The following is a 13,577-nucleotide window of genomic DNA, read 5'->3' as shown; positions in this document are numbered from 1 at the left end:
TTGTACTTAGGCGCGCGGGCAACAAAAAGGCCAGGCTTTTGGGCCTGGCCTCGGTGCATCAGTCGCACAGTGTGCTCTCATCAGATATCGGCAATATTCACGCTAATTGCAAGTTTTCTGGCTTGCCGTTCATCACGGACCAAACGCAAAGGCCACCCGAAGGTGGCCCGAAGACAGCTCGCTGCCGCGACGACCGCGACGCTTAGACCATCTGTGTCGGCGTGGCGTGCTTGACGCTGACCATGCGGTTGGCTTCGTCGACGAACACCAGCGACGGCTCGTGCTTGACGATTTCCGCCTCTTCGTAACGGGCGAAGGTCGCAATGATCAGCATATCGCCAACCTGGGCCTGGCGTGCAGCCGAGCCGTTCACCGAAATGATGCCCGAACCGCGTGCGGCCTTGATGGCGTAGGTCGCCAGCCGCGCACCGTTGGTGACGTTCCAGATTTCGATTTCTTCGTATTCAAGGATGTTTGCCGCTTCCAACAGATTCTCGTCAATCGCACACGAACCCTCGTAATTGAGTTCCGAGTGGGTCGTGGTGACACGGTGGATCTTGGATTTGAGCATCGAACGTTGCATGGCGAACCTCGGCCTGGCTGAAGCTATGTACAGGGCTCAGGATTATAAACCTCGCATCCGGCAATCCAAGCGGTATTTTCGCCAAGCGGCCGGCTTGATACATCTGGCCCCGCCACGCCCCCTACCCGGCTAGAACCGCCGGCGCCGGTGTTCGAGCCGCCGCCGCGAAAAAAAACCGGGCCCAAGGCCCGGTCTCAAGTGCTCCGCGATCACCGCCGGTTCAATAAAACTTGTACTTGACGTTGCTGTCGCGATTTTCCCAGATCGGTGCCGATAGCGGCTGCAAGCCCATTGTCGAGAGCGTCGTCCGCGTCGCCGCGTCGACCGGGATCCCCCAGCGCTCGAAGAAGCTCGTCAAGTCGTAACCGGCAACCCGGCTGGTTTCGACCACGAAGGTCTGCGTCTTCGCCACATCGGTCGACGGCCGTTGCGCCGCCGGCATATTGCGATAGTTCGTGCCGAGCTTGGCGTAGAAGTCGCGACCGAAGGACAGATCCAGTTGCCAGAACATCGTCGCCCGCACAAACAAATCGGACTGCGCGGCGAAATCGCGAACGGGCTGAGCGAGATGGCTAAAGGTCTTGGTCCAGGTGCCCTGGGTCTCGAAACGCGACGGCTGACCCAGCGCGCGCTGCACATAGGCCGACGACAGATTCACCGTTACCTCGGTTTGCCCGGCCCAGGTCATCGACGACATCTGGTACTGATGCCCCAGCTCGTGCCACGGCCCCCAGCCGTCGGTACGCAAGGTGTTGGCGTTCAAGACCGCGCCAATCGCACCATCGGCGGACGCGCTCGCCATCCGGTACTGCCACGCGTACATCCAGCCGTCGTACGGCGGCAGCTCGACGAAATGGAAGCGATGCGGCGTCGGGTTGTGCGGCCAGGCGTTGCCGGGCTTGATGCCGTACTGCTCGTCTTCAAGCCGAACGATTTCATCCCAACGATTCATCAACGCCAGCGGATCATCGACGTGCGTCCTGGCCTTGGCCAGCGTCGTGGTCAGCATCATGCGCTTGCCCACCAGCTCTGCATACGGCGCGGAGCCGTAGTTGGCCAGCATCTGCGACCACTGCGCCGCCGTATGTTCGCCAAGCACGAAGCGCGGCATCACCCTGCCGCCCGAAACCAGTTCGACGCTCATCTCGCCGCCGGTCGGGTCATTGAACACCGAAACGTAGACCGCGCCGGCCTTGGTCGCGGTGATCGTGGTCGAACCGACGCCCAGCTTCACCTTCTGATCGCTGTCGTAGTTCCAGGTGTTGTCATCGATCGAGTGGATCCAGATTTCCGGGTTCTTGCTCGGTGCGGCGCCGGTGAAGTAATAGCTGACCACCAGCACATCGCCCGGCTGCACCCAGTAGCCGGTGGACTGAAATGGCGTGTGGTTGAACGAACGCAATTGCGCGGCCCGCAGTTTGCCGATGTCGCCGGGCTGCTCCAGCACCAGCTGGCGCGCCGGCACGATGCTGCCGACCGGGGTTGGCGCAGGGGTGGGGATCGGGCTTGGTGCAGGCGTCGGCACCGGTGTAGGAGCCGGCGTCGGGACGGGGCTGGGCTTGGGTGTTGGCGCAGGCGTCGGTGCAGGTGTCGGGCTTGGTGGCGGCGTCACCGAACCGATCAACAGCCAGACCTTGCCCGAACCGATACCGCCCGAGTTGGTCGCCGGACTGTCACCACGCGTCCACCACTGGTTCTCGTAGACTTGACCGCCAAAGCTGACGCGTTGACCCGATGTATCGTAGATCTTGGCCGCATCCCAGGCGGGGTACTGTCCGACGGGGGTCGGGGTCGGGGTCGGGGTCGGGGTCGGGGTCGGGGTCGGGGTCGGGGTCGGCGTCGGCGTCGGCGTCGGAAGCGGGCTTGGTGTCGTTGTCCCGCTGACCACCTCCCATGGCCCCCATTGCTCGGCCCCCGGGGCGTTGCCCTGAGTCCACCATTTCGCCCGCCAGGTCTTGCCGGCGTAATCGGCGGTATTCCCCGCCACGTAAACCTGAGTGTTACTCCACGCCGCTGCCCATGCCGGTGATGTCAGTGCAAGCAAGAGCGCCGCCGCGATCGTCTGCTTCGTCTTCATCTCGTCCATCCTCTTTATTTTGGAGTCAGTGCCATGTCCGTTCGCCGACATGGGGAGCCGATTCTTTCAATGCAGAAGGGGTAAGACAAGCGCAGGTCACGCCAAAACATCATTAAAACAACATATTCTAATATATGGCGTTTTTGGCAAGCGGCACCCCGCTCGTCCATCCGGCCAAAGCCGCCGATGGTCGTTTCGGAGCAGCGGCGCATAGGCGGGCCGGACAAAGAAAAACCGGCCTTGCGGCCGGTTTGTCAGACGGAACTGGGCATCATACCGCCCGGTAAACCAGGCAGCCGTCGAGCAGGAATTCGCCCACCGCAACGTGATCACCCAACTCGACCCGCTCGAAATTGAGTTGCAGGCCATCAACGACCACCCAGGCAGGAATCGGCTTGTCGCCATAGCGGCCGACCAGCTCGTCGGCGCGCACGATATTGCGATGATCGATCCGCGCCGGCGCACGGTGAACCGGCGCCGCATCGCCAGCGCTTGGCGGGTTCGGGCTCTGGGCCCGCCCCTGACCTTGGCTCTGGCGCGATTCGGCCGCTGTGGGCGCCATTTCGCCCGGCTGTACCGGCAGATTCCGCAGGTAAAAACCGAAGGCCCATGCCGGGATGACGACACGACGAACGCGCTTGTTGTTCTCGATCACGCAGGCAATGCCGAAGGAGTCGCCGCACTTGGGGCAGCGCGCGGTCGCGGCGATGGCAAGGTGATCTTCGATCAGCCGCGCCGCACCCTCCATGTCACGCGCCTCGAGCATATTGCCGCAGCGCACGCAGGGCTTGGAGAATTGTCTGACCTGTTCACCGTTGCGAAAGCGCACCGGCAAGAGTTCATTGAGTTTTCGTTTGGGCAACATGGTCAGGCCTGTTCAGATGGTTGCCAGACGGCAGTCGACGGTGAGTTCAAGAAAGTCGATCGCCAGCCTTTGCAGTTTGACCGATGAACCGGCCGGCAATTCCGGCAAACCCGGCACACGCATGACCATTGGCATGCCATCGATGCGCACGAGGTTCTCCTTGATCAGGGTCGCGCTCAATTCGGTCAGGTTCTCCTGTTCAAGGTAGCGCAGGCACCAGTAACGTTCCATCTTGTCCTGGAATTCACCATACGCCGCGTAGGCGGTATCGAAGGAACCGATCGCGCCAAAGAGCTCGGCATCGTTCTTGGCAAAGCGCGGCGTCGTCTCGCGAATCATCGAGACAATCTGCGTCTGGTTGACGAAGTCGACCGCGCGGCGCAGCGGCGAACTCGACCAGGCGTAGCATTCAACACCAAGGCCAACGTGCGGGCCGAACTGCGTGGTCATGCGCACACGCCCCTGCCCTTGCACCCGGTAGATCGCCGCGATCTCGGCCTTGTGCAAATCCATGCCCCAGGTGCTGTTGACGAAGATCATCATCTCGGCGACGAGCTTGTCCATCGGTGAGCCGCGCTTGCGTGGCTGGATGCGCACCTTCTTCGTGCCATCGGCGAGCTTGTCGACATAGAAGCTGTAATCGAGCCGCACCGGCGCGTTCGGGTCTTCGGCGCGACCACGGCGGGCTTCAAGCGCGTTGGCCAAGGTCCAGAGGAAGTTCAGTTCGGTCCTGTACGGATAGTCACCGCCATCCTTGCCGGCGGTGTCTTCATTGAAATGCGTTTCGATCTGGTCGTGACGCAGATTGGCGACCATGGGCACGCGTTCGACCTGCGAACGATGCGCCACCACGTCCAGCCCCGGATTCAGCTCCAGATACATGCTCACCGCCGGGCGGGCGCTGCCGGCCTCAAGCGTGAACACATCGACCGCCGAATCCGGCAGCATGGTGATCTTGTCGCCGGGGAAATACACGGTCGACAGCCGCTCGAACACCTGCTCATCGAGCGGGCTGCCCGGCGCGATACCCAGCACCGGCGCGGCGATATGGATGCCGACCTGCCAGTTGCCGTTGGCCAGCTTCTTGATGCTGAAGGCGTCGTCGATTTCGGTCGTGGTGACGTCGTCGATCGAGAATGCCTCGACATCGGCGAGCCGCAGATCGTCGGGTGCGGCGAGGTTGGCGTCGGTGACGCCGGTGCGCCCCTTGGGGAAGTATTCGATTTCGAAGCTATCGAGGAAATACTGCTCGATATCGGGAATCGCGCCGACGTGATCGAGCAGCCGCAGCACGCTGGTGTGCTGCGCATCGGCGGCGGCGGCGAGCGCCTTGTATTCAAGGCTGTTCTTGTCCGGACGGTGGATCAGGCGCTTGAGATTGGGCGCGAACGCCTCCGGCAGCGCGCCGGCTTCAAGCTCGGCCTGCCAGGCGGCCATCTGCTCGGCTTCGCGCTTCTTGCGCTCCAGCCCGGCCAGCGCCGCCTTGACGTTCTCTTCGGGCGCGGCCTTGTAGCGGCCACGGCCCTTCTTGTAGAAGTACATCGGCGCTTGCGAGATGCGGATCAGTACCGCGGCCTGCTGCTGCGGCGTCGGGCCCGCGCCAAAGTACTCGGCGGCGATATCGTCAAAGCCGAACTCGTCGGCGCCGCAGACTTCCCAGAGGAAATCGACGTCGATATCCGCAGCCAGGGCCTCGGCTTCGCTCTGCAAGCTGGCCGGATCGGGGCGCTCGAACTTGAGCAGCACGTTGGCCGCCTTGATCTTGCCGCGCTTGCCGCGCACGTCTTCGATCATGAAGCTGGCAGCCTGCGCCTCTTTCACCGTGGCGACCTTGAATCCGCCATCCTCGTCATAAAAAACGTGCATACACCAAGCCGCCGGGCAAAAACCGCAGATTATACAGCAGCGGCCTTGCCAGGCTGCGGCGAAAACAGTGTCAAATCAAGGCGGTTGCAGCGCCCGGCGCAGCGCTCACTTCACCGATGGCACGCCGGGCGATGCCGCCTGGTTCAGAAACCCGCCAGCACGATCTTGCCGATCATCTGCCCGGCTTCGAGCGTTGCATGCGCCCGCCTGAGATTGGCGGCGTTGATCTGGCCGTAATGCGCACCGACGGTCGTGCGCAGCGTGCCGGCGTCGACCAGCTTCGCCACCTCGGTCAGCAGTTCGTGCTGCTTCACCATGTCCGGCGTCTGGTACATCGAACGGGTAAACATCATTTCCCAGACGAAGGTCGCGCTCTTGGCCTTCAGCAGGTTCAGGTCGAGCAGCGTGGCGGTCTCGACGATGCTGACGATCCTTCCTCGCGGCGCGATCAGCTGCGCCATCGTCGCGAAGTGCCGGTCGGTGTCGTTGAAGCACAGGATGAAATCAACCGTCTCATGGCCGAGCGCCTTGAGCTGTGCGGCGATGTCGCTGCGGTGGTCGACGGTCGCGTCGGCGCCGAGCGCCTTCACCCAGTCGCGCGATTCGGGCCGCGACGCGGTGGCGATCACGGTCAGCCCGGCGAGCGTTTTGGCGAGCTGGATCGCGATCGAGCCGACGCCACCGGCGCCGCCGATGATCAGCGCGGTCCTGCCCCTGTCTTCGCCGTTGCGGCCGACGCCGAGCCGGTCGAACAGTGCTTCCCACGCGGTGATCGCCGTCAGCGGCAGGGCCGCAGCATCGGCGGCGTTCAGCGTGGCCGGACGGATTGCGGCGATGCGTTCGTCGACCAGTTGATACTCGGCATTGCTGCCCGGCCGGGTGAGGTCGCCGGCGTAATAGACCGGATCGCCAGCCTTGAATAGCGTCACATCCGGGCCGACCGCTTCGACCACGCCGGCGGCGTCCCAGCCGAGCACCTTGGGGCTGGGCTCGACCTTGTCTTTCGGCGCGCGCACCTTGGTGTCGACCGGGTTGACGGCGATCGCCTCGATGCTGACCAGCAGATCGCGACCGGCGGCAACGGGCTTGGGCAGCTCGACGTCGAGCAGCGCGTCGGCATCGGTGATCGGCAGGTAACGGCTCAGGGCAACGGCTTTCATGCGGGTTCTCCAGCGGCTTGCGCGGCATAGGTCGGGTAATCGGTATAGCCGGCGGCGGTGCCGCCGAACAGCGAGGCCGGGTCGGGCGCGGCCAGCGGCCAGCGGTGTTCCAGCCGCGCCGGCAGATCCGGGTTGGCGATGTAGGGGCGGCCGAAGGCAACGAGATCGGCCCAGCCGGCGTCGAGCACCGCCTCGGCGCGCGCCGCGTCGTAGCGGCCGGCGACGATGATGGTGCCGGCGAAGCGCGATCGCAGCGCGACGCGGAAGTCGTCGGGAATCTGCGGCGCGTCGTCCCAGTCGGCCTCGGACAGGTGCAGGTAGGCGACCTTGCCGGCGAGCCATTCGGCGGCGAGCAGGATAGTGTCGCCGATGTCGGGATCGGCCATGTCCTTGAAGGTGATGAACGGCGCCAGCCGGATGCCGGTGCGCTCGGCGCCGATCTCGTCGGCGACCGCACTGACGACTTCCTGCAGGAAGCGGATGCGCTTTTGCGGGCTGCCGCCGTAGTCGTCGTCGCGGTGGTTCGAGACGCCGCGCAGGAACTGGTCGACCAGATAGCCGTTGGCACCGTGAATTTCGACCCCGTCGAAACCGGCGGTCATCGCATTGCGCGCGGCGACGCGGAAATCCTCGACGATCTCGGCGATTTCCTCGACCGCCAGCGCGCGCGGCATCGGACAATCGAGCATGCGGCCGACGCCATCGTCACCGACGACCCAGACCTGCGTGCCCTTGGGCTGGAGCGCCGACGGCGCCACCGGCTGACCGCCATCGTGAAAGACCGGGTGCGACACCCGACCGACGTGCCACAGCTGCAGGAAGATGCGCCCGTCGGCCGTGTGCACCGCGTCGGTGACCTTGCGCCAGCCGTTGACCTGTTCGGCGCTGTGGACACCCGGCGTGAACGAATAGCCCTGGCTCGTCGGGCTGATCTGCGTCGCCTCGGCAATGATCAGCCCGGCGTCGGCGCGCTGGGCGTAATACCCGGCCATCAGCGCATTGGGAACGTTGCCGGGCTGCGTGCTGCGGGCGCGCGTCATTGGTGGCATGACGATACGGTTCGGTAGCGACAAGCCGGCGAGCGCATGCGGGGTGAACAGGCGGCGACTCATCGCGGCGTCCCCGGCGTGAAGATGGCTGATGTCATGCTGCGGCTCCCTTTGACTAAATCCAGCCCGCATCATGCGCGCGCCGCCGCAATGTAAAAAGCCGATAATCCTCAAAACATTTTCAATATTTTGTTGAGAATCAGGAGCCTGCAATGGCTAGCGATCTACCCGGTTGGGACTGGTTTTTGCGCATCGTCGAGCGCGGCTCGCTCTCGGGCGCCGCGCGCGACCTCAACCAGACGCCGGCGGCCTTGTCGGTGGCGCTCAAAAGGCTGGAGGCCCAGCTCGGCGCACGGCTCTTCCTGCGCAGCACGCGACAGCTCTCGCTAACGGCCGAGGGCGAAATCTGGTACCGCAGCGCGCTGGCGGCGCAGCAGGCGCTCGACGCCGGTCGCGACGCGCTCGCCGCGCATCGTGGCGAACTGGTCGGGCCGCTGCGCGTCTCGGCGCCGTCCGATTTCGGCCGCTGCTTCGTGCTCGACTGGCTCGACGAATTCTGCGCGCAGCATCCGGCGGTGGTACCGCACCTGCTGTTGTCCGACCGCGTCGACGACCTGGTCGCCGGCTCGATCGATCTGGCCTTCCGCTCCGGTGAACAGCAGGACGGCGCCGTGATCGCCACGCCGCTGGCGCCGGACAGCCGCCGGGTGCTCGTCGCCAGCCCTGCCTACTGGGCCCGCCACGGCATGCCGGAGACCCCGGCCGGGCTGGCCGGCCACCGTTGCCTTGCGTTCTGCATCCGCGACAGCGCCCATGTCGGCTGGCGCTTCTGCCGGGCCGACGGCGCCGGGGCCGAAACCGTAGTGATCCGCCCTGCCCGCTACGCCAACGATGGCGCCATCGTGCGCGAATGGGCGCTGCGCGGCTATGGCATCGCCTACAAATCCGAACTCGATGTTGCCGACGATCTGGCCGCCGGCCGGCTGACCACGGCGCTGCCGGACTGGCTCGGCGAACCGACGCCGCTCTATCTGGTGCGCCCGGGCGGCCGGCAACTGCCGCCGCGGGTGCGCGCCTTCCACGATTTCTGCGTTGCGAAACTGGGACGCGCTGCGGTGGTCTGAAACGACAAGGCCCGCGCGAAGGCGGGCCTTGTCGGTGCGGCAGGTGCGGCGCTTACTTGATGATCTCGACCAGCTTGACGTCGATGTCCTCGAAGCCGGTGAGCTTGCTGCGGTCGACCTTGCCCGACAGGCGCACCTTCATCTGCGGCGTGACGTTCTGCGCCGGCCATTTGTCGTGGTCGATCTCGACCTTGATCGTGCCGGTGTTGTCGCGGAACTCGTAATGGTCGTTGCCCAGCGCCTTGACCACATAGCCTTCGAGTACCACCGGCACATCGTCGGCCGCCTTGGCCGCATCGGCTGCGGTGGTCATCAGCGGCGCGCTGTTCGGGCCGACGAAGGCCGCGGCGGCAAAACCGGTGCTCAGCGCCAGCGCGCCGGCGAGGATGATCTTCTTCATGGTCGCTCCTTGTTATTGAACTTGAACCGGATAACCGGGTTCGAGCGCGCATCGCCCGTCCCGGTTCCGGCAACTATTCACGCTGCTACGACGCCTGACGCAGCGTCACCAGCTCCTCGGCCGCGCTCGGGTGCAGCGCCATCGTCATGTCGAACTGCGCCTTGGTCGCGCCGGCGGTCATCGCGACGCCGGCGAGCTGGATCATTTCGGCCGCCGCATCGCCGAGCACGTGGACGCCGACGATGCGGTCGGTTTCACCGTCGACCAACAGCTTCATCAGCATCCGCTCGTCGCCGCCGGCAAACGCCGAACGCATCGTCCTGAAACCGGTGCGGAACACCTTGAGCTGCGGATAACGCTCGCGCGCCGCCGCCTCGGGCAGGCCAACGGTGCCGAGCTCGGGCGTCGAGAACACCGCGGTCGGGATGAGGTCGTAGTCGATCGCTTGCGGCGTGCCGCCGAATTCGCGCTCGGCAAACGCGTGGCCTTCGCGGATCGCCACCGGCGTCAGGTTGACGCGGTCGGTGACGTCGCCGACGGCGAACACCGACGGCACATTGGTCCGCGAAGCAGCGTCGACGAGGATCGCGCCGGACCGGGCCAGCGCCACGCCGGCGGCATCGAGGCCGAGCCCGCCGGTGTACGGCCGGCGGCCGGTGCACAGCATCACCACGTCGGCGTGCGCGACGCTGCCGTCGGACAGGCTGACCGTCAGTCCGCCGGCGTCCTGGACGATGCGGTTCACCGTCGCGCCGAGGCGCAGCCCGATGCCGTTGCGGCCGTAGACACTCGCCAGTTCATCGGCGAGCTCGGCATCGAAGCCGCGCAGCAGCCGCTCGCCACGGTGCACCAGCGTCGTCTCGCTGCCGAGGCCGGCAAAGATGCCGGCGAACTCAACCGCGATGTAACCCCCGCCGACGATGACGATGCGTCGCGGCAGTTCGCCCAGGTGGAAGGCTTCGTCCGAGGTGATCGCCAGTTCCTGGCCCTCGAACGCCGGGCCCCGGTAGGGCCGGCCGCCGGTGGCGATCAGGATTTTGCCGGCGCGGATGCGCTGGCCGTCGGCGAGCCGTACGGTGTGCGCGTCGTCGAGTACCGCGCGCTGCGCGTGAATGGCGACGCCGGCCTTGTCGAGATTGCGCCGGTACACCGCTTCGAGCCGGGCGATCTCGCGGTCCTTGTTGGCGATCAGCGTGTTCCAGTCAAAAGACATATCGGCGACCCGCCAGCCGAACGCCGCCGCCTCGTCGAAATCGCCGCGGTAACGGCTGGCGTAAACCAGCAGCTTTTTCGGCACGCAGCCGCGGTTGACGCAAGTGCCGCCGAAGTCGGCTTCCTCGGCAATCGCCACCCTGGCACCGTGGCCTGCGGCAATCCGCGCCGCGCGCACACCGCCCGAGCCACCACCAATCACGAACAGATCGACTTCTTTCATGCTTTCCCCTTGGAGTGCTACCCCTTGAAACCGACACGCCGATGCGAGCCATCACAAAACGGTTTGTTGGCCGAGGCACCGCAGCGACACAAGGCCGTGGTGCCCGCTTCGCAGGCGTGCTCGTCACCGTTGTAAAGCTTGAGCGTCAGCGCGCCGTGCACCAGCAGCGGCCCATCGGGCAACAGCTCGATACAGGGCTGCCCGGCCGGCAAGGCGGCGTGCTGGCGTTCGTCGACGATGGTCAGCGCCCCCGACGGGCAGTCGTTCACCTGGCGGCGGATGTCGTCGCTGCCGGCGGCGGCAATGCGTATCCACGGCCGGCTTTTCGGATCGAACACGTCCGGCAGGCCATGAAAGCAGCGTTTGGCGTGGATGCACTTCTCCGCCTGCCACAGGACGGTGATTTCGCCATTGCTGTAACGCTTGCCCTGTTCGCTCATCGCCCTTCTCCTCTGCGGGTGGCTGTGATTCCAATCTAGCCGACCCGGCAGACTTGCACGCAAAACGGCCCGCGCAAGGCGGGCCGTTTGATCATTCGCCGAGCTGCGCCAGCAACTCTGCCTGCTGCTCGTTGACGAGCGATTGCGTCAGCTCGTCCAGATCGCCGTCCATGATCGCTTCGAGCCGGTACAGCGTCAGATTGATGCGGTGATCGGTCATCCGCCCCTGCGGGAAGTTGTAGGTGCGGATGCGCTCGCTGCGGTCGCCCGAGCCGATCAGGCTCTTGCGCGTCGCCGCTTCCTTGGCCTGCGCCTCGCGCGTCTGCGCGTCCTTGATCCGTGCCGCCAGCACCGCCAGCGCGCGGGCCTTGTTCTTGTGCTGGCTGCGGTCGTCCTGGCATTCGACCACGATGCCGGTCGGCAGGTGGATCACCCGCACGGCCGAATCGGTCTTGTTGATGTGCTGGCCACCGGCGCCGCTGGCGCGGAAGGTATCGATGCGCAGATCGGCCGGATTGATGTCGACCTCGCCGACCTCGTCGGCCTCGGGCATCACCGCCACGGTGCACGCGCTGGTGTGGATGCGGCCCTGGGTTTCGGTCGCCGGCACGCGCTGAACACGATGGCCGCCCGATTCGAACTTGAGCCGCGAATACGCGCCGAAACCGACGATGCGCGCGATCACTTCCTTGTAACCGCCGAGGTCCGACTCGCTGGCCGAAACGATCTCGACCTGCCAGCGCTGGCGTTCGGCGTAGCGCGTGTACATGCGGAACAGGTCGGCAGCGAACAGCGCCGATTCGTCGCCACCGGTACCGGCGCGGATTTCGAGAAAGATATTGCGCTCGTCGTTCGGGTCCTTGGGCAGCAGGGCTTTCTGCAGCTCGATTTCCAGCCCGGCGATCCGTACCTTGCCAGCGGCGATCTCTTCTTCGGCCATTTCCTTCATGTCCGGATCGGACAGCATTTCCTCGGCCGCGGCCATATCGGCCTCGGTGGCGCGGAAGGCGTTGAACAGCGCCACCACCGGTTCAAGCTCGGCGTGTTCGCGCGTCAGCTTGCGGTAGCGGTCCATATCGCGGGTGGCGTCTTCGGATGCAAGCAGCGCCCCCACTTCTTCAAGCCGGTCGGACAATTGCGAGAGTTTGGTCTGGATCGACGGTTTCATGTCTGGTCGGGTAAACGGAACAGCCGGCGCGCGCTCGCGGCCAGCGGTTCCTGGTCTTGGGGGGCCGCGGCGTTCAGCGTCGCCAGCGGGGCATGCAACAGTTTGGCGGCGACCTGTTCGGCGAGGCGTTCGAGCACCTCGTCGACATCGTCACCGGCGGCGAGACGCTTTTTCGCCTTCACGAGTTCATTGCGGGCCACACGGTCGGCCTGGTCTTTCAGTTCGCGTATCGTCGGCACCAGCGCACGGCCGGCCTGCCACTGCCTGAACGCGGCGACGCCTTCGCTCACCAGCGCTTCGGCGGCCTCGACTTCGGCCTCCCGGCTGGCAACGCCCTGACGCACGACTTCGGACAAATCGTCGACGGTATACAGATAGGCATCGGCCAGATCGCCGACCTCGGCCTCGACATCGCGTGGCACGGCCAGATCGACAAAGAAAATCGGTTTGCGCCGGCGCAGCTTCAGCGCCCGCTCGACCATGCCCTTGCCGATCAGCGGCAGCGGCGCGGCGGTCGAGCTGACGACGATGTCGAATTCGGCCAGCCGGGCGCCGATATCGGACAGCAGCATGGCCTCGCCACCATATTGCGCCGCGAGTTTTTCGCCGCGTTCGAGCGTGCGGTTGGCGATCACCACGCCGCGCGGCTTTTGCGCACAGAAATGCGCGGCGCACAGTTCGATCATTTCACCGGCACCGACAAACAGCACCTTGCATTCGGCCACGCTGGTGTAGATCCGCTCGGCCAGCCTGACCGACGCCGCCGCCATCGACACCGACGACGCGCCGATCTTGGTTTCGGTGCGCACATCCTTGGCAACCTGAAAGGCGCGCTGGAACAACCCGTTGAGCAAAACGCCCAGACTGCCGGCGCTGCGGGCGACGCGTTCGGCATCCTTCAGCTGGCCGAGAATCTGCGTTTCGCCGACGACCATCGAATCGAGGCCACAGGCCACGCGAAAGGCGTGACGCACCGCGGCATCGTTTTCATGCCGGTAGAGGTGCGCGACGATATCGGCAACATCACGACCGCGGCTGGCGGCGAGCCAGCCGAGCACGGCCTCGGCATCGCGGGCGTTGCAATAGACCTCGGTGCGATTACAGGTCGAGACAATCGCCGCTTCGGCGACGCCCTTGACCTGTGTCAGCTCGGCCAGCGCCCGCGGCAGCTCGACTTCACCAAAGGCAAGGCGCTCGCGGACCGCAAGCGGTGCGGTCTGGTGGTTGATGCCGAGAACGAGCAGATTCATTACAAAGCGCGCAAATGATTCAGAAACAAACCGTTCATTTTAGCGCGCGAGCAACGATCCCGTCTTGCATGCCGGGAACATTGCCAAATACAACGGCGCACCGCCAACCGTCGCGGCGCAGCGGCAGGCGCTGACGATGGCCATAGCATCGACCCGGTCT

At 65.2% G+C, this 13,577-nt stretch carries 12 protein-coding genes; 1 reads left to right on the top strand and 11 read right to left on the bottom strand.

Annotated features, from left to right (window positions below):
* Positions 1-202: 202 nt before the first annotated feature.
* The 6 genes from panD to JLC71_RS16100 form a co-directional block, all read right to left on the bottom strand.
* Positions 203-583: an aspartate 1-decarboxylase gene (gene panD, locus JLC71_RS16125; protein WP_200916615.1), complete on the bottom strand. Its 381-nt coding sequence runs from the start codon at positions 581-583 to the stop codon at positions 203-205.
* A gap of 220 nt (positions 584-803) precedes the next feature.
* Entirely contained in the window at positions 804-2,660 is a 1,857-nt protein-coding gene (locus tag JLC71_RS16685; protein WP_200916614.1) for a M60 family metallopeptidase, read from the bottom strand.
* Positions 2,661-2,931: 271 nt separating this feature from the next.
* On the bottom strand, positions 2,932-3,525 hold the full coding sequence (locus JLC71_RS16115; protein WP_200916613.1) for a hypothetical protein: 594 nt from the start codon (positions 3,523-3,525) through the stop codon (positions 2,932-2,934).
* A 12-nt stretch (positions 3,526-3,537) separates the two neighbouring features.
* The gene (locus tag JLC71_RS16110) at positions 3,538-5,391 is read right to left on the bottom strand and encodes a ribonuclease catalytic domain-containing protein (protein ID WP_200916612.1); all 1,854 of its coding nucleotides are present in this window, start codon (positions 5,389-5,391) and stop codon (positions 3,538-3,540) included.
* Between the two features lie 143 nt (positions 5,392-5,534).
* Positions 5,535-6,551: a zinc-binding alcohol dehydrogenase family protein gene (locus tag JLC71_RS16105; RefSeq protein ID WP_200916611.1), complete on the bottom strand. Its 1,017-nt coding sequence runs from the start codon at positions 6,549-6,551 to the stop codon at positions 5,535-5,537.
* Positions 6,548-7,663 carry an alkene reductase gene (locus tag JLC71_RS16100; protein ID WP_200916610.1) on the bottom strand — a complete coding sequence of 372 codons (1,116 nt, stop codon included), beginning with the start codon at positions 7,661-7,663 and terminating at the stop codon, positions 6,548-6,550. Before JLC71_RS16100 ends, JLC71_RS16105 begins: the two co-directional genes overlap by 4 nt.
* 149 nt (positions 7,664-7,812) lie before the next feature.
* Between JLC71_RS16100 and JLC71_RS16095 the strand changes: the two genes are divergently transcribed.
* A complete protein-coding gene (locus JLC71_RS16095; RefSeq protein WP_200916609.1) occupies positions 7,813-8,724 on the top strand; it encodes a LysR family transcriptional regulator in 912 nt (303 codons plus the stop codon).
* Between the two features lie 52 nt (positions 8,725-8,776).
* On the opposite strand, the gene JLC71_RS16090 is transcribed toward JLC71_RS16095, so the two are convergent.
* The 5 genes from JLC71_RS16090 to hemA form a co-directional block, all read right to left on the bottom strand.
* Entirely contained in the window at positions 8,777-9,124 is a 348-nt protein-coding gene (locus JLC71_RS16090) for a YgiW/YdeI family stress tolerance OB fold protein (protein WP_200916608.1), read from the bottom strand.
* Between the two features lie 85 nt (positions 9,125-9,209).
* On the bottom strand, positions 9,210-10,559 hold the full coding sequence (gene gorA, locus JLC71_RS16085; RefSeq protein ID WP_200916607.1) for a glutathione-disulfide reductase: 1,350 nt from the start codon (positions 10,557-10,559) through the stop codon (positions 9,210-9,212).
* Positions 10,560-10,576: 17 nt separating this feature from the next.
* A complete protein-coding gene (locus tag JLC71_RS16080; protein WP_200916606.1) occupies positions 10,577-10,999 on the bottom strand; it encodes a (4Fe-4S)-binding protein in 423 nt (140 codons plus the stop codon).
* Between the two features lie 91 nt (positions 11,000-11,090).
* Entirely contained in the window at positions 11,091-12,167 is a 1,077-nt protein-coding gene (gene prfA / locus JLC71_RS16075) for a peptide chain release factor 1 (protein WP_200916605.1), read from the bottom strand.
* The gene (gene hemA / locus JLC71_RS16070) at positions 12,164-13,417 is read right to left on the bottom strand and encodes a glutamyl-tRNA reductase (RefSeq protein ID WP_200916604.1); all 1,254 of its coding nucleotides are present in this window, start codon (positions 13,415-13,417) and stop codon (positions 12,164-12,166) included. Before hemA ends, prfA begins: the two co-directional genes overlap by 4 nt.
* Positions 13,418-13,577 lie beyond the last annotated feature (160 nt).

It is taken from the genome of Jeongeupia sp. HS-3 (genome assembly GCF_015140455.1).
GTDB lineage: Bacteria > Pseudomonadota > Gammaproteobacteria > Burkholderiales > Chitinibacteraceae > Jeongeupia.
Note: the sequence above shows the minus strand (reverse complement) of the source record. Positions and strands in the feature narration are given on the sequence as shown.